This is a genomic window from Streptomyces sp. NPDC006643 (assembly GCF_042870175.1).
Classification (GTDB): domain Bacteria; phylum Actinomycetota; class Actinomycetes; order Streptomycetales; family Streptomycetaceae; genus Streptomyces.
Genome location: NZ_JBIAHA010000001.1, coordinates 187,248 through 211,061, shown reverse-complemented (window position 1 = coordinate 211,061; position 23,814 = coordinate 187,248). Strand labels below are relative to the sequence as shown.

Genomic DNA, 23,814 nt, shown 5'->3' with positions numbered 1-23,814 from the left:
TCAGTTGCCTCCCCGTTCGCGCAGCGTGACCGCCGGGTCGGTGCGGCGCAGGGTGAGATACGCGATCAGCAGCAGCGGCAGCGCGGACACCCCCGCCAGCAGCGCGGCGACCTGGCCTGCGGGCAGTTCGACCAGGACGGCGGGCACCGGCTGGGTGGCCTGGCCGGTCAGCACGACCAGCGGTACGACGGCCCGGGTGAGCACCGAGCCGAGGGCCAGACCGACCAGCAGCGCGACCATGAGCAGCAGACCCTGTTCGGTGGCTATCAGCCGGGCGAGTTGCCGGCGTGGGGTGCCGAGCGCCCGCAACAGGGCGAATTCGGCGGCCCGTTCACGCAGCGACCCCGCCGCGCTCACCGCGAAGCCGACGGCCGCCAGCGCCGCCGCTGCGATCGCGGCGGCCAGCAGCGCGGACTGCGGTCCGACACCCAGCGGATCGCTCAGCAGCTCCGCCGCCGTCTCCTCGCGCACCATGACCTGCGCCGGGTCGACGTCGGACCGCGCGCGCAGGGTCTCGGCGATCTCCGGCGCCCGCCCCGGCGCCGCGCTCAGCCACCACTCGGTGGGGGCCAGCGACGGCTCCCGCCGGTCGGCGAGCACCTGGTTGACGGCGCGCAGATCGAGCAGGAGCCCGCCGCCGTCGCCCGTGCGCGCGCTGTCGGCGCTCTCGCTCGCGGCCTGCGCGCTCAGGGCGCCGGGACCGGTGGTGGGCAACGCGTCGACCGTGCGCACGATCCGCACGCGGAGCCGGTCGCCCGCGACCTCGACGTCCAGGCTCTGCCCGGTCTTCGCCCCGGCGGCGCGCAGGAAGCTGTCGGTGGCTATCGCGGGCAGCACGGCGGGCGGTTCGGGGCGCGGTACGCCCACATGGACGGTGAGCCTGCGGACCGGGTCGAGATAGGCACCGGCCTGCGGGCTGACCCCTGTCTTGTACGAGAGCGCCAGCGGCGCCTTCGAGGGTGCGGCCGGTTTCAGCGGCAGGTCCGGGTCCGACTCGCCGTCCAGCGACGCGAGGAGCGTCGCCCGCCAGCCGAAGTCCGCCGGGACATCCACCGGGCGTACGGCGCCGTCCGCGTCCAGGGACTGGAGCGCGTCCACGCCGACCCGGTGGGTCTCGCTCCTGCCCTGCGGGGCGCTCAGGTCCAGCTCCAGACCGGTCAGGGCGAGCGGCCCGGCGGGGGCGAGCGGCGTGCGCGCCGCCCCGGGGCCGCGCGCGGAGTCCGCGTCGCCGGCCAGATCGAGCGTGACGGTGTGCGGGCGGCCGTCGACGGGCACCTCGCCCGCGAGCAGCCGGTAGCCGATCCCGTACCGGTCCTCGACCAGCACCGTCGTGAACGGGGCGCTGCCGGTCGGCGAGACCCCGTCCGGCGCCGAGGTGTCGGTGAGCCGCAGCGTGACCCGGAGTTGCCGGGTGTCCTCGGGCAGCGGGACGCCGACCCGCGCCGTCTCCGCCGCCTTCGCCCCTGCCGTTCCCTTCGGCGTCCGCGGTGTGTTCGGCGGCTGTACGGCTTCGAGCAGCCGGGCCGCCCCGTCGTCCCCGGAGAGTCCGGACAGATCCTCGCGCAGCAGCATCCGCTCGTCCGCCTGGCCGGTGTCCAGCGCGAGGACGGTCGCCGTCCGGTCGGCCGACAGCTCGGAGGTGGCGCGGTGCGCCGGGGCCGCCGCGCGCACCCCCGGCAGCGCGGCGTAGATGCCCGCCTGGCCCGGATCCCCGGGCCGGTTGGCCAGCACCCGCAGCGACGCGCCCGTCCGGAAATCCGCCTGGTCCTCCTGCGAACGGTCCCACGACGCGCTCTGCCCGATCGCCAGCATCCCCATCGCCACGGCCAGCACCAGCAGCAGCACCGGGCCCGCGCCGCGCAGCGGCCGGCGGCTGAACTGCCAGCCGGCGAGCGCCGACGACAGGCCCGCCCCGCTCGCCGCGCGCCGCTCGGCGAGGCGCGCCACGGGCGGCAGCAGGCGCAGGGTCAGTACGGTGCCGGCCAGCAACGCCAGCGCGGGGGCGGCGACCAGCAGCGGATCGACGCCCAGCTCGCCCCGGCTGTCACCGCTGAGCGCGCCACCGCCGGACGTGGCCGTCTGCCGGTCCAGCTGCCAGTACGCCACGGCGGCGATCAGCAGCAGTCCCACGTCGCCGCCCGCGCGCACCGGGCCGGGCAGTGTCCCCGCCCTGCCGCGCCGCAGCCGGGTCAGCCCGGCCGACGCGAGGGCGGGGGCCACGACGGCGGCGGCGCACGCCAGCGCGACCCCGCCGCCGGTCAGCCACACCTGCGCGGTCGAGGTGTCACCGAGCCGCAGCCCGATGTCGTCGAGCCCGCCGTGCCGCACGAGCAGCCGGGTCAGCGGGCCCGCGAGGAGCGGCGCGCACAGCGCGGCGGGCAGCGCCAGCAGCAGTGCCTCGACGGAGGCGAGCCAGGCGATCCGGCGCCCCGAACCACCGCGGGCCCGCAGCAGTTCGCTCTCACCCGTCCGCTCGGTGCTCAGCAGCCGCGCGACCAGCAGCAGGGCGTAACCGGCCAGCAGGACGAGCTGGACGGCGACGATCAGCAGTGTGGAGCGGGACACGAGCAGCGCGCGTTCGGTCCGGTCGAGTACGCCGGGCAGCGTGGTCCGCGCGGTCACCCCATCGGCGAACACCGGTTGCGCGGCGAGGGACTTGGGCCCGCGCTCGGCGGCGGCGCGCAGCGCGTCGATCCGGCCGGTGGTGACGCTTCGGAAGTCGGCGGCGGCCAGCCAGGACAGGTCGCCGGCCTGGAGCCGCCCGGAGTCGAACAGGGCGGGGTCGGTGAGCAGCGGACCGTAGGTGGTGAAGGTGACCGTCTGGACGCCCTGGCCGCCGAGGGTGTCGAGTTTCCAGTACGGGTCGGTGAGATCGGCCGGCCGGTAGACGCCCGTGACATGGATCGTGAGGGGCTTGCCGCCCAGCCGGTCGACGAGCGTGAGCCGTGTGCCGGCCTTCAGCCCCAGCTCGGTCGCGGCCTCCTCGGGGAACGCCACCCGCACGGGGTCGGCGGCGGAAGTCCCCGTCGCCGTGGGCCAGGAGCCGGTCACCAGTCGTACGCGCGAGCGGTCGAGCGTCGCGAAGTGCGTGAGGTCGGGATCGCCCGCGCGGGCGGCCGGCGGCTGAAGGGCGCGGGGGAGCGCGTACGACCCGGAGCGCTCCAGCTTCCGTACGGTGACGGGCAGTCCGTCGAACGACTCGCGCGCGACCTCGGTCGCCGCCTTGTTCGCGGCCGGCCGGTCACCCGCCGGGACCTGCGCGGTGATCACCAGCGCCGCGGCGGCGGCGTCACGGCCCTGGAGGGTGTGGCGGAGCGCGGCGTCCCCGATGGAACCGGAGAAGGCGGTGAGGGCGGACAGGACGGATGTCGTCAGCAGCACGGCCAGCAGGGCCGCCGCGAGCAGCAGTCGGTGCGCGCGGACGCGCAGGAAGACGAACCCCGTCACACGTCCCCCCGCCGATCCGTTTCCCGCCCCCGGAGCTTTGGATACTTTCAGAGGGCGGGCGCCCGTGGAAACCGCTTACGGGCGGACTTTGATCGGATCGTAACCGTTGTCCGGAACAGGAAGTCCGCATTCCGGAGCGCCGCAGGATGCCGCGGGACGCCACCGGATGCCACGGGACGCCACGGGACGCCACGGGACGCACCGGACCAGGCAGGAGCGTGAGCGGTCAGCTGTTCACCATCGACGCGGCGGCGTACGTCATGTAGTTCCAGAGCTGCGTCTCGTGCTCCTCGGAGAGCCCCAGCTCGTCGATCGCCACCCGCATGTGCCGCAGCCAGGCGTCGTGCGCGGCCCGGTCGACGGTGAACGGCGCGTGCCGCATCCGCAGCCGGGGATGGCCCCGGTTGTCGCTGTAGGTGCGCGGACCGCCCCAGTACTGGATCAGGAACAGCGTGAACCGCTCCTCGGCCGGACCCAGATCCTCCTCCGGATACATCGGCCGCAGCAGCGGATCCTCGGCGACGCCCTGGTAGAAGCGGTGCACCAGGCGCCGGAAGGTCTCCTCGCCGCCGACCTGCTCGTAGAAGGTCTGCTCCGAAAGCGTGCCGCGCGGAATCTCGTTCACCCCTCCATGGTCTCAGACCCACCGGCCGAGGACTTCGGTCCTAGGGCCCGCCGCCGAGCGGGATGCGGCCCTGTCCGACAAGTCCTGACCCGGGACTGCTCGCTTCCGCGCCCGTGACACAGGACAGTGGACCCATGGGCGTTCACCACGAGCACCGCGAGGCGTACGGGCCGGGCGACGACGAAGCCGGTGTCGCGGCCGAGGCGCGTGCCGCCATGGTGCGGGGCATGGCCGCCGACGGGGCGCTGGACGACCCGGCCTGGCGCGCGGCGTTCGAAGAGGTGCCGCGCCATCTGTTCGTCCCGTACTACTTCGTCAGCAGACCCGGCGGCCACGACCGGCTGTGGTGCGACGACCCCGACCCGGTCCGGCGGCTGCGCTGGCTGCGCGGCGCGTACGCGGACGGGGCGCTGGCCACCCGGGTACGGGACGGTGAACTGATCTCCTCCAGCAGCCAGCCCTCCCTGATGGCCCGGATGCTCACGGCGCTGGACGTACGCGACGGGCACACCGTCCTGGAGATCGGCGCCGGCACCGGCTACAACGCGGGTCTGCTCTCGCACCGGCTGGGCGAAGGGCGCGTGACGACTGTCGATCTGGATCCGGAGATCACCGAGTCCGCCCGCGCGCATCTCGCGACGGCCGGCTACCGGCCCGCGGTCGTCACGGGCGACGGCTCGGTCGGTGTCCGGCGGCGGGCGCCCTTCGACCGGATCATCGCGACCTGCACACTGCCCGCAGTGCCGTCCGACTGGCTGGCCCAGTGCGCGGACGGGGCGCGGATCCTGGCGCCGCTGTCGACCGGGCTGATCGCGCTGGATGTCGGCGACGCCCCCCACGGCCGTTACGCGGAAGGGCACTTCCTGCACACGTCGGCCTTCTTCGTGCCGCTGCGGGGCGGTCTGGAGGAGCCCGCGCTGCCCGTTCTCCAGCGGATCGGCGGACTGCCCAGAAGGGCGCTGGAGAACGATCTCTTCCGCTTCATGCTCTCGCTGACGGCGGGCAGCCTCGACCCGCACGAGGCCCTCTCCCTCTGGGAGCGCGAGGGGCGCCCGCAGCGGGAGAGGTTCGGCATCACGGTCGGTCCCGACCGGCAGTGGGCCTGGCTGGACGACCCCTCGGGACCGTACGTCTGGTCGCTCAGCCCCGGCGGATCGTGATCGTCGTCCAGGCGCCGACGTGCACGCGGTCACCGTCCTGGAGCGGGACGGGGACGTACGGCTGGATCGGGTCCTCGGCCCCGTTCAGCGTCGTGCCGTTGGTGGAGTTCTGATCGACCACCGCCCAGCCGCCGTCCGGCTGCTGGACCAGGACCGCGTGCTGGTGCGAGACGCCCGGGTCCTCCGGCGGGACCGACAGGTCGACATCGGGGGACTCGCCGGTGGAGTGGCGCCGGCGGCCGATGGTGATCTGGTTCCCGGTCATCGGAAGGTGCTGTTCCGGTGAGTACGCGGGCAGGTTGAGGCCCGTCGCCTCGGGACCGCTGCGCTGCATCATCGCCATGAAGTAGTCACGGTCCGGTGCGACGACCGCGGTCCAGTTGCCGGGCGGCTGGTACTGGTGCGGCGGCTGTTGCTGCTGCTGTCGCATCGGGTCGTGCTGTTGCTGCTGTTGGTGCTGCGGCGGCTGGTGTTGCTGCTGTTGGTGTTGCTGCGGCGGCGGGCCCTGCTGGAACTGCTGGGGCGGCGCGGACGCCTGCGCCTGCGAGGGCGGCGGCAGCACCCAGTCGTCGCCACCGGTCTGCTGCGGCGGGGCCGGCGGCCCCGACTGCTGGAACGAGGGCGGCGACGGCGGACCCTGCTGCTGGTACGGCGGGGGCGGCGGCGGGCCCTGGGGGGAGTACGGTCCGGGCGGTCCGGGAGGACCACCGTCACCGGGCGGTCCGGGAGGCCCGGGAGGTCCGCCCTGCGGGCCGAACCCGCCCGGCCGGCCCTGCTGACCCGGCTGGCTCTGCTGGTCGGGCGAGAGCGGTTCGGCGGGCCGGTTCAGCTGCGAGGGGCGTGAGCCCTGGTAGTCGTACGGCTCCGGCGGCCGGGGCGGCGACTGCTGGGCCTGGAAGCCCGGCGGCAGGTTCAGCCCGGGAGGCGGCGGCCCACCGGGCCCACCGGGGCCGCCCGGCCCACCGGGCTGCTGGTGCTGCGGAGCCAGCGGCGTGTACGAGGTCGCCGTGTTCGTGAGGAAGTTCCACCGGCACTCCTCGCAGAACAGGGCGTTGCCCTCGCGCGGGGTGCGGCACTGCGGGCACAGCTCGGCCTGCGCCGTCGCGTTCGGATCCGGTGGATAGCCGTAACCGGGCGCGGGCGGCGGTGGGGGCGGCGGTGGCACCGAACCGGCGGGAGCGCCGGCTCCGGCCATGCGATGGCCGCAGACCTCGCACCAGTCGTCGGAACCCGACTGGTGTCCGTTCGGGCAAGTCGGCATGTCGGCGCTTCCCCCTCTCCTCGTCCGGCCCGCAGGCCGCAGCTGATCGCTTCTCGCGGTGGTCCGCTATTTCTTGACGCGCACGGTCTTGGTCGAGCGAGTTTCCAGTGTCATCTCGTCCGCGTCCGCGACCTTCGCTTTCAGTCGCACAGTACCTGTCGCCGCGTCCACCACGTCCACCACCTTCGAAAGCAGTTTCGCCGTATCCGCGTTCCCGGAGTCCGAGGCGAGCTGTACCGCGCGGCCCAGTTTGGCGGTCGCGCCGTCGAAGTCCCCCGACTTACGGGCCTGAAGGCCCTGTTGGATGACCTGCGCCAGTTCGGCCTGGCCCGTGTAGTGCGCGACCTGCGGATTGATCGAGGTCGACGCCACCATGTCGTCCGTCCACACCGCCCGTACCAGCCCTTGGGACAGCACCTGCGACGTGCCGTCGGCGGCGGGGAGGATCAGCGAGACCCTGGCCGCCAGCATCTCCTGGCCCACGCCCGCCTCCGGGACCTGGACACATACGTGGTAGTCCCGGGACTCGTCGCCCCAGGAGCCCGTCGGGTAGTCCCCGGCACGGGTGCCCGCCTCCGTACGCCGCTCGGTCAGCTCCTCGACCGTCGGCGCCACCTGCTTGACGAACTTGATCTCCACGCCGACGGGCGTCCAGAGCCGCAGGGCGACGTCCGCGACCTCCTTGCCCATCGCGTTCTCCATCATCGCGGTGAAGTCGGCGGCCAGCCCGGCGGGATCGGCGACGATGTCCGCCGTGCCGAGCATCGCCGAGGCGATCCCTGTGACTTCTTTCACCACCCAGTCCGTGCCGACGCCGCGCGCGTCACAGGTGAAGCGGCCCGCGCAGGCGTCGAGCGCGGCCCGCAGAGCCTCCGCCGTCTCGTGCTCGTTACGGCCGTCGGTGAGCAGGATGCCGTGTCTGATCGACACGTCGGCCGAGGCCAGCAGCCGGTCCGCGAGCCCCAGCCAGGTGCCGATGGCCGTACCGCCGCCCGCGCTCAGTCCGCGCAGGGCGTTCCTGGCCTCCGCGCGGGTGGTGGCGTTCGCGACCGCGAGCGCCCCGTTGCCCGGGTAGACCTCCTTGGCCACATGCGTACCGGCGACCACGGCGAAGGCGACACCGTCGCGCAGTGTGTCGATGGCGGCGGACGTGGCGTCGCGCGCGTTGCGCATCTTCGTCGGCGGGTAGTCCATCGATCCCGAGCAGTCGACCATGATCACCACGGCCGCGTTCGGCCCCTGGCCCGGCAGCGCCGCCGGCGCGGCGGGGACTCCCGAGAGCGGTGCCCGGCCGGTCGTGCCGCCCCCGGTGGACGTGACCGTCACGATCGCGTTGACCTCGCGCCCGCCCTCCGGCAGGAACTCGTTCTGGTACACCTCGACGGAGAACTGCGGCACGGTCGACTTGGAGAAGTTCGCCATCTGTATCGGCTCCTTGACGCTCCACTGGCAAAAAACAGAAGACTTGAGAGGACGGCGGGACAACGGGCCGGTGCGCTCCCGGGGTTGGACCGGGCGGCGTCCGGGCCGGCTGTCCGGCCGGTGGTCCTGGCAGTGGGGTGCTCAGGCCGGGCTCGGGACCTGTCCGCCGGATCCTGCCCCTTGCCTCGGTACGGCGAACGGCAGCAGGGCCACTGTTACGTTGTCGTGGCCCCCACCGTCGAGCGCGTGGCCGACCAGCACCTGGGCACTGCGCAGGGGGCGGCCGGCGGCGTCCGGCGGCAGCACCCGGGCCATGTCCTGCGGGCTCTCCGCGTAGTTCCACAGGCCGTCCGTGCACACCACCACGACACCGGGGCGGTCCGGTTTGAACGACGCCGTGTGCGGTTCGAGTTCGTAGGCGTCGGCGCCGAGCCAGCCGGTGATGGCGTGGGCGCGCTCGTCCGCGTACGCCTCCGCCTCGTTCATCAGACCCGCGGCGACCATCTGGGCGGCCCAGGAGTCGTCCTCCGTGAGCCGGGCCGGTGGTCCGGTGCGGTCGTCGGGCACCCAGTAGGCGCGGCTGTCGCCGACCCAGCCGATGACCAGCAGTCCGCTCGCCACGACCGCGCCGACGATCGTGCACGCGGGAGCGTTCTGCGCGCGGTGCGCGGGCTCGTGCTCGCCGGTGCGCCCCGGCCGGTCGGCGAGGACGTTGACGGCCTCGGCGGCGGCCACGATCGCCTCGTGCATCGCCTGCTGCGGGTGCGTGCCGCGCGGCAGCGCCGCCAGCAGGACCTCGTTGGCGGCGGCCGAGGCGGCGGCCGACGCCTCGTCGGGGCGGGTCGCCGAGGACACGCCGTCGCAGACGATCGCGATGACGGCCGGTGACCCGTCCGGCAGGGCGGCCGACGAGACGGCGAACGCGTCCTCGTTGCGGTGGTGGCGCAGGCCCCGGTCGCTGACCGCCGCGACGGCGTCCAACTCCTGCTCCACATGGTCGCGTTCGCGCGGCTGGGCGTGTCCGCAGTTCTCGCAGTAGCCGTCGGTGTCGACATGGCCCGCCCGGCAGGCCACACAGAGCTTGGTGCCCGCCGGGACGGCGGGCGGGACGGTCCGCGGGTCGGCGAGGTCCGGCGGCTCGGCCGACGGGAGGTCGGTGACATGGGGCACGGAGAGCGGGGCCCCGGCGCCCGGCGCGGGCGCCGGCACGGCCACCGGCGTGGGCGCGGGCAGTTCGAAGTCACCGGCCGGGGTGGCGGGTGCGACCGGCGCGGCCGACGGCGCGGGCCGGTGCCCGCCCGCCGTATGTCCTGCCGCCGTATGTCCTGCCGCCGTATGTCCCGCCGCAGTGTGCCCGCCCGCAGTGTGCCCGCCCGCCGTGTGCCCGGACAGCGGCACCCCGGTCGAGTCGAGCCCCGGCAGCTCGCCGGGCACATGCACCGGCGCGGGCGTGGCCGTGCTGTCCGTCTCGGCGGCGGCCGGCCAGTCGACGGCGCCCTGGGGCGCCGCACCCGGCGCGCCGTTCATGACGATGGTGGGGTGGTCGTCCGGGGGCGGCGGCACGGCCGACAGGTCGTACCCGCACGCACCACAGAACAGGTCGCCGGACTCCAGCGGCTCCTCGCAACCGGGGCACCTCGAAAGGCCTGTCGGCTGGTGCATCTGCGACATCATCACACCCACGTCCGGGGGCGGAAGCGGTTGGCCCGCTCCACCAGGTCGATCCTCTCCTCGCCACGTTGAGCGAGCCGGGCGAGCACCCGGTACGAGCGTTCCAGTCCCAACCGCAGACCGCGCTCGTTCAGTTCACTGCCGAGCAGCGAGGTCTGTCCGGGCCGATTCCCTGGACCACCGGAGAGTACCCAGTCCAGAGCCGTGCCCAGAACCTCCGTGGACAACTGCTCCCGGCGCATCGAGTCCAGACCGAACTGCCCGAGGCGCGAAACCTGGTCGGCCGCCGCTCTCAGATCGTCGATCAGCGGTGTGTCCGCGACGGCTCCCGGCGGGCCGGGCGGCGGCAACTCACGCAGGTCGGAGCGGCGCAGCCGGGACCGTACGGCCGCGATCCTGGCCGCCGTGTAGTGGATCGACGCCTCGGGGACCGATTCCAGCGTCCGTACGGCGCCGGTCCGGTCGCCCGCCGCGTTCTGCACCCGGGCGAGGCCGAAGGCCGCGCTCACATAGCTGGGGTCCGTCATCCATACGAGGCGGTAGTACTCCGCCGCGTTGTCGAGCTGGCCCAGCACCTCCGCGCAGACTCCGAGCGCCAGCTTCGGCGCGGCCTCGCCCGGGAAGGCGTCGTAGATCGCGTCGAAGGAGAGCGCGGCGAGCTCGTTCTCACCCGACACGAGCGAGGCGAGGCCCCGGTACCAGACGACCCGCCAGTCGTCGGCGTGGCGCGCCTCCAGCTCGCTCAACGCCTCGGACGCCGTGACCAGTTCACTCATCTCCAGCCGGGCGCGCAGCTCGCGCAGCCGGCGCTCGACGGAGTCGGCGGGCGCCCCCGCGAGGGCGGAGATCAGCTCGGCGGGCGCCGATGCCATCAGACCGGCCAGGAAGCCCGCGTTGGGGTCGTTCGCGTCGACCCGGGGCACGGGCAGCGCCAGCGCGGTGGCGCGCGCGTCGATGCGCGCGAGCCGGGCGCCTGTCGCCAGTGCCTCGGCGCCGTGCACGGCGGGGACACCGCCGCCGGCCGGCCCGGCTCCCGGCCCGGCTCCCGGTCCGGTCCGGGGCGCCGGGACGCCGCCCTGCTGGGCGCCGGACGGGAGCCCGGAGGGCGCCCCGAACGGGGGCGGGGGCGGCTGGATCGCCGGGTGGCCGGGAAGCGGCGTGGGCACGCCCGTGCCCGGGTGCCGCCCGCCGCCCGGAGGCAGCTCGGCGCCGCCGACGGCGCCGACGGCACCGATCACGGTCCCGTTCGAGGGACGGTTCATGGCGCCGTTCACGCTCGGCGCGGCCTTGGCGCGGCGGCCGAACAGACCCGTCCGCTCCGGCTCGGGGCGCAGCCCCAGCCGTGACACGTCCTGCCCGGTGTCGGCGAACAACTGGGTGTCCGTGACGCGCAGTTCCGTGCCGAACAGCGTCGACAGGGCCGGCCGCGGCCGGCCCGTCTGGAGGGCCACGACCTCGCGCAGCACACCGGTCAGCTGCTCGGCCATCTCCTGCGCCGAGGCGAACCGCCGCGCCGGGTCGGGGTCCGTCGCGCGGACCAGCAGCCGGTAGAAGGACTCGTACGTCCGGAACACATGGATGTTGTCCGGGTCGGGCAGCGAGTCCACGAACACGTTCGTGTAGCCCTGGAAGTCGAACGTCAGCACCGCGAGCGTGCGCGCCACCGTGTACAGGTCGGAGGCGACCGACGGGCCGACCTCCGCGACCTCCGGCGCCTGGTAGCCGACGGTGCCGTAGATCGCCGACTCGTCGTCGTCCATCCTGCGGACCGCGCCCATGTCGATGAGCTTGAGCTGGTCCTCGGACTGGATCGCGTTGTCGACCTTGAAGTCGCAGTAGAGGAGATTGCGGCTGTGCAGATGCCCGAGAGCCTCCAGCGCCTCGATGCCGTACGCGCACGCCTGCTCGACCGGCAGCGGGTCGCGCTTGCCGTCGGGGCCGCGCCGCTCGTTGGCGATCTCCTTGAGCGCCTTGCCGCCCACGTACTCCATGACGATGTAGCCGTCCATGGAGCCGGTCCGCTGGTCGAGATGTTCCACGAAGTTGTAGATGCGGACGATGTTGGAGTGCTCGATCTCGGCGAGGAAGCGCCGCTCGGAGATCGCCGCCTCCATGGCGTCCTGGTCGCCCGTGTCGAGCAGGCCCTTGAGCACGACCCAGCGGTCGGAGACCGCGCGGTCGACGGCGAGATAGATCCAGCCCAGACCGCCGTGCGCCAGACAGCCCGCGACCTCGTACTGCCCGTGGACGATGTCGCCCGCGCGCAGCTTCGGCACGAACGAGTACGGGTGGCCGCACTTGGTGCAGAACCCTTCCGTACGCCCCGGCCGCTCACCGCGCGCCCGGCCCACCGGCGCCCCGCAGTCGGAACGCGAGCAGTACCGCTTGCGCTCGGGGACCTCGGCGCTCGTCATCACGGCCGACCGCGGATCGGGCCTCGGCACGCCCGGTACGGAGACGAGGCCCGCGCCCAGCCGGTTGCGCCCCGACGCGCCCGTGGAGACGCCCGAACTGCGCACCGACACCGACCGGTTGGAGAGCCGGCCGGACAGCGAACGCGACAGCCGTCCCGAGACCGAGCGCCGTGACGTCGACGAGCGCGAGGAGGCGCGCGACGACGCGCGGGACGAACCGCCGCGCGTCGAACCGCTGTCCCGGCCACCGCCCTTGCCGCTGACCCCGCTCTCCCTGCCGCCGCCGGTGATCCCGGTGGGCGGCGACGAGACCATGCCGGTCGGTGAGACGACCGGAGCCAGACCGCAGGTGTCGCAGTACAGCTCACCGCCGCCCATGTCCTCGTAAGCGCCCTCGCAGCCGGGGCGCTGGCAACTTCTCGTCCCGCTCATCGTTCCCCCCGTTCGCCCAAGCCGTTCGATGTCCCGCCCCGTACTGTGCCGACTCCGGCGACGTTCACGCGCTCCCCCCGCGGTCGGTGGGCCCGGACTGCCGCTGGGCCAGTGCCTCGGCCGCCGCCTGCTGGTAGCGCAGCACCGCCTGCTCGGCGACGCGCAGATCGCAGGGCGCGCTCCACAGCATCCGGCGGGCCGCGTCGTAGCGCTCGGTCAGCACCATGTCCTCGGCGAGTCCGTGCCGGGCCACCTTCGCCTTGTACGCGTCGAGCCTGCCGCGCAGCTCGGCCCGGACCGCGAGCGGCGCCGTGACGGCCGTCAACGACGCGCGGGCCCGGTGCAGTTCGTCCTCGGCCTCGCGCTCCAGGGACTCCAGCAGCGGCGAGAGCCGGTGCCACTGCGCGTGTCTGCGGTACTCGGCGGCCGTCGACAGCCGCTCCTGGAGCGCCGTCGACGGGCCGCTCACGGCGGGCACCTCGGACGCGGCGATCTTCGCCAGCACCTCGCCCCGGGCCGACCGGGCCTCGGTGAGCGTACGGTCGGCGCGCGACAGCACGTCCCGCAGCCGCAGCAGCCGCGCCTCCGAGTCCTGGCGCACCGTCAGGACCGCGTCGATCTCACGGCGTACGTCCTCCAGGGCGCGGGCCGCCCGGTCGTAGCGCTCGGTGTCGGGCCTGCCGCCGCCGGGCGCCGAACTGCCGTGCACCGGCTGCCAGAAGGCGAGCGGATCGGAGATCACCTGGGCGCGCAGCGTGGTCAGCTCGTCGGTGATCGCCTCCAGGTCGTCACCCGCCGGGTGCTCCCCGGGCCGCACCCCGGCGGAGTGCGCCAGCGACCGGGTGCGGTTCAGCTCGGCGGCCAGCAGATCTATCCGGGCGGGCAGCGCCGACCAGACGGAGTCCGAGGCCACGACCATGTCCAGCGACTGCGCGTAGAGCTCGTTCATCCGCGCGACCAGTTCGGCGAGGGTGAAGTGCTCGGAGAGCTTGGGCGGTCCCGTGAGGGACGGGGTGGCGGCGGCCGAGCCCGCGACCGTGACACTGCGGCCCCGCAGCTTCTCGGTCAGGTCCACCAGATCCTGCTGGTTGAGCCAGCGCAGCCGGGAGCGGGCCTCACGGGCGCCGCGCAGGGCGGCGGAGTAGGCGTCGAAGTAGCTCCACAGCAGGGTGATCGCCTGCTCGGTGGTGGCCCAGCGGTCCTTGGTGACTCCGCTCAGGGCGGCGCCCTCCAGCAGCCGCCGGCCCGCGTGGTCCTGGAGGGCGAGCAGGGACGTCTCGATCGCCTCGTGCTCGGCGCCGAGGCGCGCGAGGGCACGGTCCGCCTCGTCCCGGTCCATGGCAGGACCGGCCGGCTTCCCCGTCGAGCCGGGGAAGGAGCCCGCGTCGCCCATCGATCACCTCTCCGCTTCTGCCCGACCGCCTCCGGCGCCGCTCTCGGTGCCGGTGCGCGGTCCTCGGTCCTGGCTGTCGAATCCCTCGCTTCTCGCTACCCGTTCCTCAGTCCTTGTACTTCGCCTCCGGCGGCCCCGTTATGCCGGGCAGCCCGGCCTTCAGCCACCGGTCGTACGACCGCATCCACGGACTGTCGGCGCCGCCCGCGCGGTACTCCACGAGCACCTGGTTGACCCGGCGGACCAGGTCGTCGTTGCCGAGCTTGGCCGCGACGCCGTAGTACTCCTTGGTGAACGGCTCGCCCACCAACTCCACCGACGGGTCCTGGGCGGCCTGTCCGGCCGCCAGCGCGTTGTCCGTGACGATCGCGTCGACCTCGCCCATCTGGAGCCGTACCAGACAGTCCAGTTGGTTCGGCACCGTCAGGATGTCCTTGTCCCGAGGCGTCCCGTCGTGCTCGTCCTGGAAGACCGAGCCGAACGAGTTCTTCATCAGCTCGTCGTAGGCGGTCGTGCTGTCCGCCGAGCAGACACGTTTGCCGGAGAGGGACTTGTCGTATCCCGTGATGTCCGAGCCTTTGGGCGCGAGGATCTGCTGGCCGGCCTCGAAGTAGGCGGTGGAGAAGGCGACCTGCTCGCTGCGCGCGCAGTTGATCGTCATGGTCCGTACGACCAGGTCGACCCCGCTGTCCGTGTCGGTGTTCAGGGCGTCGACCCGCTGGTTGGTGGGAATGGCGCGGAAGACGATGTCCTTGGGGGAGCCGAGGATGTCCTCGGCGATCGCCCGCGCGAGGTCGATGTCGAAGCCCTCGATGGTCTTGGTGGCGGGATCGCGGTAACCCCAGCGGAAGCTGCTCTGGTCGATGCCGACGATCAGATGACCGCGCGCCTTGATCTTCTCGATGGTCGGTCCGTCGGCCGACGAGGGGCGCAGACTGCGCTCCGGCTCCTCGCAGTCGGCGGCCTCGGCGGCGGCGGGCGCGGCCTCGGCGGCGATCTTCCGCGCCTCCCGGTCGTCGGCCCGGTCGTCGCGGGACAGGGGCAGCAGGGTGAGTGTCGCGGCCAGCGCGACGACGGCGGCGACCGTGACTCCCGTAGTACGGCGGCGGACCGGCCGGCCGGCGGTCTCCGGCGAACCGTACGGCTCGCGCGACTCGGGCGTGTCCATGGCGTCGGCTCTCATTCCTCCCCCTGTCACCGGTACTCCGAAAGCCTGCGGTTGATACCCAGGACGGCGCCGACCGCGCCGAGCAGGCCGAGCACGAGGGCCCCGATCGTCAGGCCGAACAGGGCGCCGCGGCCCGACTCCGCCGAGTCCGTGAACTCCCGCTGCTCGTGCGTGATCGCCTTCGCCAGCTCGTCGTCGACGATGTCGAACGACTGGCCCGTGGAGGCGTTGCCGCCGATGACCTTGTCCACCGCGTCGTCGTAGTTGCCGGCCTTGTCCGTGGCGGTCGCCGACTTGTGCCGGTACTGCCACTCGGTGGTGGCCGTGCGCGCGCTCTCGACCGGCAGGCGCCCCGTCGTGTCGTCGGCGAGCTTCTCCGCCTTCGCCAGCGCGGCGCCGAGGGCCGACATGTAGGACTGGTAGTCCACCTCGTACTGGTCCCGCTGGGGCTCGTCGCCCTTCTTCTCCGTGAGGACGGCGCCCCGCGCGACCAGGGTCAGATTCTCGCTCGCGCGGGCCTTCAGCGAGCTGATCCGGGCGTCGTTGAGGACCTTCAGCGACGCCTGCCCGGTCTTGTTCGCGTTGTTCAGCTCGACGCGCGCCACCGTGTGACCCACCGCCAGCCACAGCAGTACCACGGTGGCGGCGGCCGTCGCCGCCAGCAGACCGTGGTTGAACACCCTGTTCGTCCGCCGGTAGTTGCGGCGCTGCGCCCACGCGAGGACAGCCAGCGCGACGACACCGGCGGCGAGGGCCAGGAACGGCCACACCCGGGCGTCCTCGTGGTCCCGGTCGAGCCGGGCCGTCTCCGACGCGTACAGCTTCTCGGCCGCCGGCAGGATCTCCTGCGTCATCAGCTGGTTGGCGTAGCGCAGATAGGCGCCGCCCAGCGGCAGCCCCTGCCGGTTGTTGGCCCGCGCGCGCTCGACCAGGCCGGTGTAGCGCGGCAGTTTCTCGTTGATGGTGGCGATCTGGCGGCCGGAGTCGCTGGAGCTGTCCGTGCTCGTCGCGGCCTCGATCAGCAGCTCGGACGCCCTCGTGATGTCGTCCCGGTAGACCTTCTGCACCGACGCCGGCTCCTGCGCGCCCGCCAGGAAGCCGCTGGAGGCGGCCGTGTCGGCGGAGGCCAGCGAGCCGTAGATCTTCGCCGCGACCGCGCTCAGCGGCTGGCTGCGCTCGACGACGTCGTCCGCGGCCGAGTACCGGTCGGAGACCTCGAAGGCCGTCACCGCCCCGAACACCACGACCAGCAGGGCCAGGAGCGCCCCGATGATCTGGAGCCGGCCGGGCTCGGTCGTCGCCGCTGCGCGCACGCGGTCCCTGCCCTCGGCCCACGCACCGCGCGGCGCCGGTGGCGGCGTGGGCGGTGGAGCGGACGGCGCGGGCGCGTGCGTCGGCGCCGGAACGGGCGCTGTGCGCACATTCGGCGGGTATGTCACTTGACCTCCCCCTCGGTCACTGACGACGGCGTCGCGCCCCTCGGCGGACGGAGGGACAAGTCCCGGCCAGCAGTATGGCCGCAGGGACCGACATCCACACAAGCCTTGACGTGATCTTGTGCTGCCGGAGACCGGCCCCGTACCGCCGGAGCCGGACGACGGAGCACGATCCCCCCACCGTGCTCCCCCATTGAATACGTCACGGACCCGTGATCGGTTCCCACTCGGAAGGGTCCGATCACGGGTCTCGAAGCCGTACGCGCCCGGTGCACGCCCGGCGTTGGGCGCCCGCGCCCGCGCCGGCCGCCGGCCGCTGATCGCCGGCCGCCCGCCGTCAGCCGTCGTAGTGCGCCCGCAGTCTCGCGTGCGCCTGCGCCGCCGCGCCGGTGTGGTCCAGCCCCAGCAGTCCGGCGCCCAGCACCGGCGCCGCCGTCACCACGCCCACCACGGCCTTCGGCGCGCGGGCCGCCAGCAACTCCCGGATCCCGTCGTCCAGTCGCGGATGCCGGGCCGCCAGCACACTGCCGCCCAGCAGCACCGGCACCTCCTCGTCCAGCAGGCCCAGCCGCTCCAGCGCCACCCCCGCCAGCGCCACCACCTCGGTGGCGAGCCGGTCGACCACCGACGAGGCCACCGCGTCGCCCGCCGCGCTGGTCGCGAAGAGGACCGGCGTCAGCTCATGCCTGCGCGCGAACGGGATGTGCCCCAGGTGCAGCGCCTCGATCAGCGCGTACACCGAACCGAGGCCGAAGTGCCCCGGCACCGTGCGCATCAGCTCCGTCGGCTCGCCCCGCCCGTCCTCGGCGCGCGCCGCGAACCACAGCGCCTCCTCGGCGAGCCCGGAGCCGCCGCCCCAGTCGCCGGAGATCCGGCCGATGGCGGGGAAGCGCGCCGTACGCCCGTCGGGCAGCATGCCCACGCAGTTGATGCCCGCGCCGCACACGACGGCCACCCCGCGCGGCTCGGCGCCGCCCGGCAGCCCGGCACGCAGTATCGCGAACGTGTCGTTGCGCACCTCGGTCGTGCGGCCCCAGCCGCGCCGCTGCACCGCCGCCGCCAACTCCCGCTCCTCCACCGGGAGATCGGCGTTGGCCAGACACGCGGAGACATGCCCGACGATCCCTTCCGTACGCAGGCCGGCGGCGGCTGCCGCGTCGGCGACGATCGCGGCCAGCCGGTCGATCGCCGGCTCCACCCCCACGACGGGCGGCTGGAAGCCGCCGCCGCGCGCCGCGCCGAGCACATATCCGTCGGCACCGATCACGGTCACATCGGTCTTGCTGTTCCCGGCGTCGACGGCCAGGACGCTGCCGCGCCCCGCCGCCGGCTCGGTCCGGCTCATGCCCACGCGAGGTGCTCCCGGTTGTGCGCGATCAGTCGGTCGGTAAGGCCCTCGGCGTACTCGTACTGACCGATCAACGGGTGGGACAGCAGCGCCTTGTAGACCCGGTCGCGCCCGCCGTGCAGCGCGGCCTGGAGCGCCAGGTCCTCGTACGCGGTGACATTCGCGATCAGTCCGGCGTAGAGCGGGTCCACCGCCGGTACGGCCAGCGGCGTCGCCCCCGAGGCGTCGACCCCGGCCTGCACCTCGATCACCGCGTCGTCGGCGAGGAACGGCAGCGTGCCGTTGTTGTACGTGTTGACGACCTGGACCGGGCTGCCGCCGCTGCCCGTGTCACCCAGCAGCGAGGCGGCGAGATCGACCGCGGCCTCGCTGTAGAAGGCGCCGCCGCGCTTGGCCAGCAGCTCCGGCTTCTCGTCCAGCGCCGGATCCCCGTACATCGCGAGCAACTGCGCCTCCATCTCGGCCACTTCGGCGGCCCGCGACGGCTTGGTGCCCAGCTCCCGGACGACCTCGTCGTGCGCGTAGAAGTAGCGCAGGTAGTAGGAGGGCACCACGCCGAGGGTGTCGAGCACCCGGCGCGGCAGCCGCAGATCGGCGGCGATGGCGTCGCCGTGCTCGGCGATCAGCTTCGGCAGCACGTCCTCGCCGTCCGGGCCGCCGAGCCGTACGCTCCGCTCCCAGGTCAGATGGTTCAGCCCGATGTGCTCCAGATGGACCTGCGAGGGGGCGACGTCCAGCAGCTTCGCGAACTTGCGCTGGAAGCCGATCGCGACGTTGCACAGCCCGATCGCCTTGTGCCCGGCCTGGAGCAGGGCGCGCGTCACGATCCCGACCGGATTGGTGAAGTCGATGATCCACGCGTCCGGGTTGGCGCGCCGTACCCGCTCGGCGATGTCCAGCACGACCGGCACCGTACGCAGCGCCTTGGCGAGACCGCCCGCGCCCGTCGTCTCCTGGCCGACACAGCCGCACTCCAGCGGCCATGTCTCGTCCTGCTGCCGCGCGGCCTGGCCGCCGACGCGCAGTTGGAGCAGGACGGCGTCGGCGCCGGCCACGCCCGCGTCCAGGTCGGACGTCGTGACGATCTTTCCGGGGTGTCCCTGCTTGGCGAAGATCCGCCGCGCGAGACCGCCCACCAGGTCGAGACGGTCGGCCGCCGGGTCGACGAGCACCAGCTCACTGATGGGGAGCGTGTCCCTCAACCGGGCGAAGCCGTCGATCAACTCAGGTGTATAGGTGGACCCGCCACCCACTACTGCGAGCTTCATTGTTCTTCTAGCCCTTCACTCCGGTCAGTGTGACGCCCTCGACAAACGCCTTCTGTGCGAAGAAGAAGACGAGGATCACAGGGGCCATGACCAGAACGGTCGCGGCCATGGTCAGGTTCCAGTCGGTGTGGTGCGCGCCCTTGAAGGACTCCAGCCCGTAACTGAGCGTCCAGGCGGCCGGGTTCTCCGACGCGTAGATCTGTGGGCCGAAGTAGTCGTTCCACGCGTAGAAGAACTGGAACAGCGCCACCGCGGCGATGCCCGGCTTCGCCATCGGCAGGACGACCCTGAGCAGCGTACGGAACTCGCCGCAGCCGTCCACGCGGGCCGCGTCCAGGTACTCGTTGGGGATGGTGAGCAGGAACTGCCGCAGCAGGAAGATGGAGAACGCGTCGCCGAACGCCATCGGGATGATCAGCGGCCACAGCGTGCCCGACAGGTCGAACTGCTTCGCCCAGAAGAGATACATCGGGATGATGATCACCTGGGGCGGCAGCATCATCATCGAGATGACGAGCATCAGCGACAACTGCCGCCCGCGGAAGCGGAACTTCGCCAGCGCGTACGCCACGGGGATCGAGGAGACCACCGACAGGAGCGTCCCCAGCCCCGCGTACAGCAGGGTGTTCTTCCACCAGGTCAGAAAGCCCGGTGTGTCGAAGACCTTGGCGTAGTTGCCCCACTCCCAGCTGTTCGGGGTGAGATCGCGGGTGAGCGCCTGCTGGTCGCTCATCACCGAGGTGAGGAAGAGGAAGACGAACGGCAGCACGAAGAACAGCGCCGCCGCGACACCGAGGGCGTGCACGGCGATCCAGTGCAGCACCGCCTTGCGGCGCGCGGTACGCGCCGCCGGGGTCGCGCCGTCCGGCTGCTTCAGGGGCCGGCCGGGCGCGTCGGTGAGCTGCTGGGACGTGAGTTGCTGGGACATGGTCAGTCACCCGTTCCGATCAATCCGCCGCGACGCCGCATCAGGAGCGCGGTGAAGACCATGGCCAGGGCGAACAGGACGAGCGCGACGACGCAGGCGGCGCCGTAGTCGAAGCGCTGGAAGCCGAGGTTGTAGACGAGCTGCGGCAGGGTCAGCGTCGACTTGTCCGGATAGCCGGGCTCGAACATCTGGCCGGAGCCGCCGATGACACCGGAGGCGACCTTGCCCGCCACCAGGGGCTGTGTGTAGTACTGCATCGCCTGGATCACGCCCGTGACCACGGCGAACAGCACGATCGGCGAGATGTTCGGCAGTGTCACGAAGCGGAAGCGCTGCCACGCGGACGTGCCGTCCAGCTCGGCCGCCTCGTACTGCTCCTTCGGTACGTCGAGCAGCGCGGCCATGAAGATCACCATCAGGTCCCCGATGCCCCAGACGGCCAGCGTCGTGAGCGCCGGCTTGGACCAGGAGGCGTCGTTGAACCAGCCCGGGGTGGGCAGCCCGAGATCGCCGAGGATCGTGTTGACCGGCCCCGTACCGGGGTTGAGGAGGAACACGAAGGCCAGCGTGGCGGCGACGGGCGGCGCCAGGTACGGCAGATAGAACAGGGTCCGGAAGACCCCTGTGCCCGTCTTGATCTTGGTGATCAGCATGCCGACGCCGAGACCGAACAGGACCCGGCACGAGACCATCACCACGACCAGCCACAGCGTGTTGCGCAGCGACGGCCAGAACATCGGGTAGTCGCTGAAGACATAGCTCCAGTTCCCGAGTCCGTTCCAGACGGGGGAGTTGAAACCGTCGTACTTCATGAAGGAGAAGTACACGGTCGACACGAGCGGATACGCGAAGAAGACCGTGAACCCGATCAACCAGGGGGAGAGGAACGCCAGCGTCCGCAGCGCGCTCCTGCGCCGCTTCGAACGCAGCGTGTTGCTTGCCATCAGTCGGCTTCCCGGCCTGCTACTTGGCCTGCTCGATGTCGCGGTCGATCTGCTTCGCCGTCTTCTCCAGGCCCTCCTGGAGGTCCTTCACGGCGCCCTTCTCGTACTGGAAGCCGAAGTCCTGGAGCGTCTGCTGGTACGTCGCGCCGTTGATCGCGCCGTCGGGGGTGCTGGACTTCGGGTGCTGGGCGATGTCGAGGAACGTCTTGAAGCGCGGGTCGAAGTCCAGGTCCGGCGACTTGAGGGCGGGGAGCGTGGAGGGCACGTTGCGGATGCCGTTGGCGAACTGCACGACCGCCTCCGTGTCGGTGGTCATGTACTTCACCAGCTCCCACGCGGCGTTCTGCTTCTTGCTCTGCGGCGCGATGCCCATGATCGTGCCGGACAGGAAGCCCTTGCCGTAGCTGTCCGCCTCGTCGTCCGCGACGGGCATCGGCGCCACGCCTATCTCGAAGTCGGCGCCCGCGTCCTCGGCCATGCCGAGCCGCCACTCGCCGTCCAGCTGCATCGCCACCTGACCGGTGTGGAAGGGGTGCTTGGCGCCCCACTCGTCACCGAAGGTGCTGCGGTACTTCTCCAGCTTCTCGAAGCCGCCGAGGTCCTCGACGAGCTTCTTCTGGTACGTGAACATCTCCGCGAACGCCGGGTCCTTGGCGACGTTGGACTTGCCGTCCTTGTCGAAGTACGCGTGGTCCCAGCTCGACATGTAGTGGTCGACGACCGTCTCGTAGCCGTGGTACGTCGGCATCATGCCGACCTGCTCGTAGCTGTCGCCCTTGGGCTTGGTCAGCTTCTTGGCGACGGTGGCCAGCTCCGACATCGTCCTCGGCGGGGCCGTGATGCCCGCCTCCTTGAAGGCGTCCTTGTTGTAGTACAGCCCGTACGCGTCGCTGAGCAGCGGCAGCGCGCAGCGGTCGCCCTCGAACTGGGTGTACTGGAGCAGCACCTTCGGGAACGTCTTCGCCAGGTCGATCTTGTCCTTCTTGATGAAGGGGCCGAGATCGGCGAAGGCGCCGGACGAGCAGAACTTGCCGACGTTGGAGGTGGTGAAGGACGACACGACGTCCGGGCCCTTCGAACCGCCCGCGCGCAGCGCCTGGTTGAGCTTGTCGTCGTTGATGTTGCCGACGACATCGACCTTGATGTTCGGGTGGGCGTCCTCGAACCGGTCGATGTTCTCCTTGATCGCCTTGACCTCGGAGGGCGCGCTCCAGCCGTGCCAGAAGGTGATCGTGGTCTTGGCGTTCGGGTCGTCCGACGCGGCGTTCCCGGACTGCCCCGTACAGGCGGCGGTGAGGACGGACAGGGCGGCGACCGCGACGGCGGAAGCGGTCAGACGGCGGTTTCTGGGCATGACGGAACTCCCGGTGTCGGTCGGGTCCTGAAAGGGATGGTGTGGTGTGGGGTGTCGAGGGGGCTTGGGGGCCGGTCCGGCGGCCGGAGGGCCGGGCGGTGGACCGGGGCGGCCGGGTGGCCGGTACGGCCGGGGGCGGCTCAGCGGGAGGTGTCGAAGACCTCGTCGCGGGTGGTCGCCAGCGCGCTCTCCAGCGCGCCGCGCAACACGGGGTCCCGCCGCACCTCGCCGATGAGCAGCCGGGGTCTGGAGGCGGCCAGTTCGGCGAGTTCCGCCTGGACCAGCGCGCGCAGGGGTTCGCCGCCGGCGGTGGTCACGCCGCCCGCGAGGACGATGACCTCGGGGTCGAGCACCGCCGTGACGGACGCGAGACCGGTGGCGAGGCGCTGCGCGAACAGCCGCAGCAGCTCGGCCAGCCGCGGATCGTCCTCGTGTCCGGCGGCGGCCTTCGTCAGGAGGGCGGCGGCGACGTCCGCGTACGGCTGCTCCGGCGTCTCGATGCCGAGGCCGCGTGCGAGGCGCGGTACGCACTGGGCGCCCGCCAGCTCCTGGAAGCCGCCGCTGTTGGCCTTGACCACCTGGCGTACGAGGGGAGTGCCCGGCACCGGCAGGAAGCCGACCTCGCCGGCGCCGCCGGTGAAGCCCCGGTGCAGCCGGCCGCCGATGACGAGGGAGGCGCCGAGGCCTTCCTGGTTCCAGAGCAGGACGAAGTCGTCGTGGCCGCGGGCCGCGCCCAGGCGCTGTTCGGCGACTGCCGCGAGATTTACGTCGTTCTCGTACTCGACGGGCATCGGCAGCGCGGCGGCCAGCTCGTCCAGCAGCGTGGGGGAGTGCCAGCCGGGCAGGTGCGAGGCGTACCGCAGCCGCCCCGTGGACGGGTCGAAGGCGCCCGGCGTGCCGATGACGACGCGGTGCACGTCGCCGCGCGCCAGACCGGCGGCCTTGACGGCGCCCTCCAGCGCGTCGGTCACCTGGGTCACGACACCGTCGGCGGACCGGCGCCCGGGGGTGGGCAGTTCGAACCGGCCGACGGTGGCGCCGGTGATGTCCGCGACGGCGGCGAGGACGCGCTGCGGGTTCACATCGAGCCCGGCGGCGTGGGCGGCGCCCGCGTTGACCGCGTACAGCTGGGCGTTGGGGCCCGGCCGGCCCTCGGTGGTGCCGGTGGCGACGACGAGTCCTGCCGCCTCCAGACGGGCCAGCAACTGGGACGCGGTGGGCTTGGAGAGCCCGGTCAGTTTGCCGATCCGGGTACGCGACAGGGTGCCGTGCGCCAGCAGCAGGTCCAGCGCCGCGCGGTCGTTCATGGCGCGCAGTACGCGTGGTGTGCCCGGGGACGGCGTGGACGGATCGCTCACGACGTGTGCACCTGCCCTTCGGCGACTGCTCTCCCCGGTGTCGTCCGGACGACACTGTTAGGAAAGTTTCCTATTTGATGGGAGGAAAGTAGGCCGGGCGTCAGGGAGCAGTCAATACCCGTAAAACGCACAAGCCCCCGCAGCAACCAAAGCGTTACCTGCGGGGGTGCGTGTGCGACCGGTTT

At 72.5% G+C, this 23,814-nt stretch carries 16 protein-coding genes; 1 reads left to right on the top strand and 15 read right to left on the bottom strand.

The window, feature by feature from the left end:
• Both ACFYNU_RS00840 and ACFYNU_RS00835 read right to left on the bottom strand, forming a co-directional pair.
• Entirely contained in the window at positions 1 to 3,447 is a 3,447-nt protein-coding gene (locus ACFYNU_RS00840) for an ABC transporter permease (protein WP_356589901.1), read from the bottom strand.
• A 226-nt stretch (positions 3,448 to 3,673) separates the two neighbouring features.
• Complete coding sequence (locus ACFYNU_RS00835; RefSeq protein WP_023541640.1) at positions 3,674 to 4,072, bottom strand: globin; 399 nt, start codon at positions 4,070 to 4,072, stop codon at positions 3,674 to 3,676.
• A gap of 134 nt (positions 4,073 to 4,206) precedes the next feature.
• Here ACFYNU_RS00835 and ACFYNU_RS00830 point away from each other — a divergent pair, with 134 nt between their 5' ends.
• Entirely contained in the window at positions 4,207 to 5,232 is a 1,026-nt protein-coding gene (locus tag ACFYNU_RS00830) for a methyltransferase domain-containing protein (RefSeq protein WP_356589903.1), read from the top strand.
• On the opposite strand, the gene ACFYNU_RS00825 is transcribed toward ACFYNU_RS00830, so the two are convergent.
• The 13 genes from ACFYNU_RS00825 to ACFYNU_RS00765 all read right to left on the bottom strand — a co-directional run bounded on the left by ACFYNU_RS00825 (position 5,213) and on the right by ACFYNU_RS00765 (position 23,578).
• Positions 5,213 to 6,493, bottom strand: coding sequence for an FHA domain-containing protein (locus ACFYNU_RS00825; protein ID WP_356589905.1), 1,281 nt, complete (start codon positions 6,491 to 6,493; stop codon positions 5,213 to 5,215). The two genes, ACFYNU_RS00830 and ACFYNU_RS00825, sit on opposite strands and share 20 nt — an antisense overlap.
• Before the next feature lie 66 nt (positions 6,494 to 6,559).
• Entirely contained in the window at positions 6,560 to 7,915 is a 1,356-nt protein-coding gene (locus ACFYNU_RS00820) for a VWA domain-containing protein (protein WP_356589907.1), read from the bottom strand.
• A 141-nt stretch (positions 7,916 to 8,056) separates the two neighbouring features.
• On the bottom strand, positions 8,057 to 9,586 hold the full coding sequence (locus ACFYNU_RS00815; RefSeq protein ID WP_356589909.1) for a PP2C family serine/threonine-protein phosphatase: 1,530 nt from the start codon (positions 9,584 to 9,586) through the stop codon (positions 8,057 to 8,059).
• 2 nt (positions 9,587 to 9,588) lie between these two features.
• A complete protein-coding gene (locus ACFYNU_RS00810) occupies positions 9,589 to 12,432 on the bottom strand; it encodes a tetratricopeptide repeat protein (protein WP_356589911.1) in 2,844 nt (947 codons plus the stop codon).
• Between the two features lie 64 nt (positions 12,433 to 12,496).
• Positions 12,497 to 13,825 (bottom strand): hypothetical protein, encoded by a 1,329-nt coding sequence (locus ACFYNU_RS00805; protein ID WP_356589913.1) that lies wholly within the window; start codon positions 13,823 to 13,825, stop codon positions 12,497 to 12,499.
• Positions 13,826 to 13,931: 106 nt separating this feature from the next.
• On the bottom strand, positions 13,932 to 15,008 hold the full coding sequence (locus ACFYNU_RS00800; RefSeq protein WP_356589915.1) for a glutamate ABC transporter substrate-binding protein: 1,077 nt from the start codon (positions 15,006 to 15,008) through the stop codon (positions 13,932 to 13,934).
• Between the two features lie 11 nt (positions 15,009 to 15,019).
• Positions 15,020 to 16,432 carry a hypothetical protein gene (locus ACFYNU_RS00795; protein WP_388764667.1) on the bottom strand — a complete coding sequence of 471 codons (1,413 nt, stop codon included), beginning with the start codon at positions 16,430 to 16,432 and terminating at the stop codon, positions 15,020 to 15,022.
• Between the two features lie 334 nt (positions 16,433 to 16,766).
• On the bottom strand, positions 16,767 to 17,774 hold the full coding sequence (locus ACFYNU_RS00790; protein WP_356589919.1) for a BadF/BadG/BcrA/BcrD ATPase family protein: 1,008 nt from the start codon (positions 17,772 to 17,774) through the stop codon (positions 16,767 to 16,769).
• Positions 17,771 to 19,045: a 6-phospho-beta-glucosidase gene (locus tag ACFYNU_RS00785; protein ID WP_356589921.1), complete on the bottom strand. Its 1,275-nt coding sequence runs from the start codon at positions 19,043 to 19,045 to the stop codon at positions 17,771 to 17,773. Before ACFYNU_RS00785 ends, ACFYNU_RS00790 begins: the two co-directional genes overlap by 4 nt.
• A 7-nt stretch (positions 19,046 to 19,052) precedes the next feature.
• Positions 19,053 to 19,973 (bottom strand): carbohydrate ABC transporter permease, encoded by a 921-nt coding sequence (locus ACFYNU_RS00780; RefSeq protein WP_356589923.1) that lies wholly within the window; start codon positions 19,971 to 19,973, stop codon positions 19,053 to 19,055.
• A gap of 2 nt (positions 19,974 to 19,975) precedes the next feature.
• Entirely contained in the window at positions 19,976 to 20,917 is a 942-nt protein-coding gene (locus ACFYNU_RS00775) for a sugar ABC transporter permease (RefSeq protein WP_356589925.1), read from the bottom strand.
• Positions 20,918 to 20,936: 19 nt separating this feature from the next.
• The gene (locus ACFYNU_RS00770; protein ID WP_356589927.1) at positions 20,937 to 22,271 is read right to left on the bottom strand and encodes an ABC transporter substrate-binding protein; all 1,335 of its coding nucleotides are present in this window, start codon (positions 22,269 to 22,271) and stop codon (positions 20,937 to 20,939) included.
• A 140-nt stretch (positions 22,272 to 22,411) separates the two neighbouring features.
• A complete protein-coding gene (locus tag ACFYNU_RS00765; RefSeq protein ID WP_356590033.1) occupies positions 22,412 to 23,578 on the bottom strand; it encodes an ROK family transcriptional regulator in 1,167 nt (388 codons plus the stop codon).
• Positions 23,579 to 23,814 lie beyond the last annotated feature (236 nt).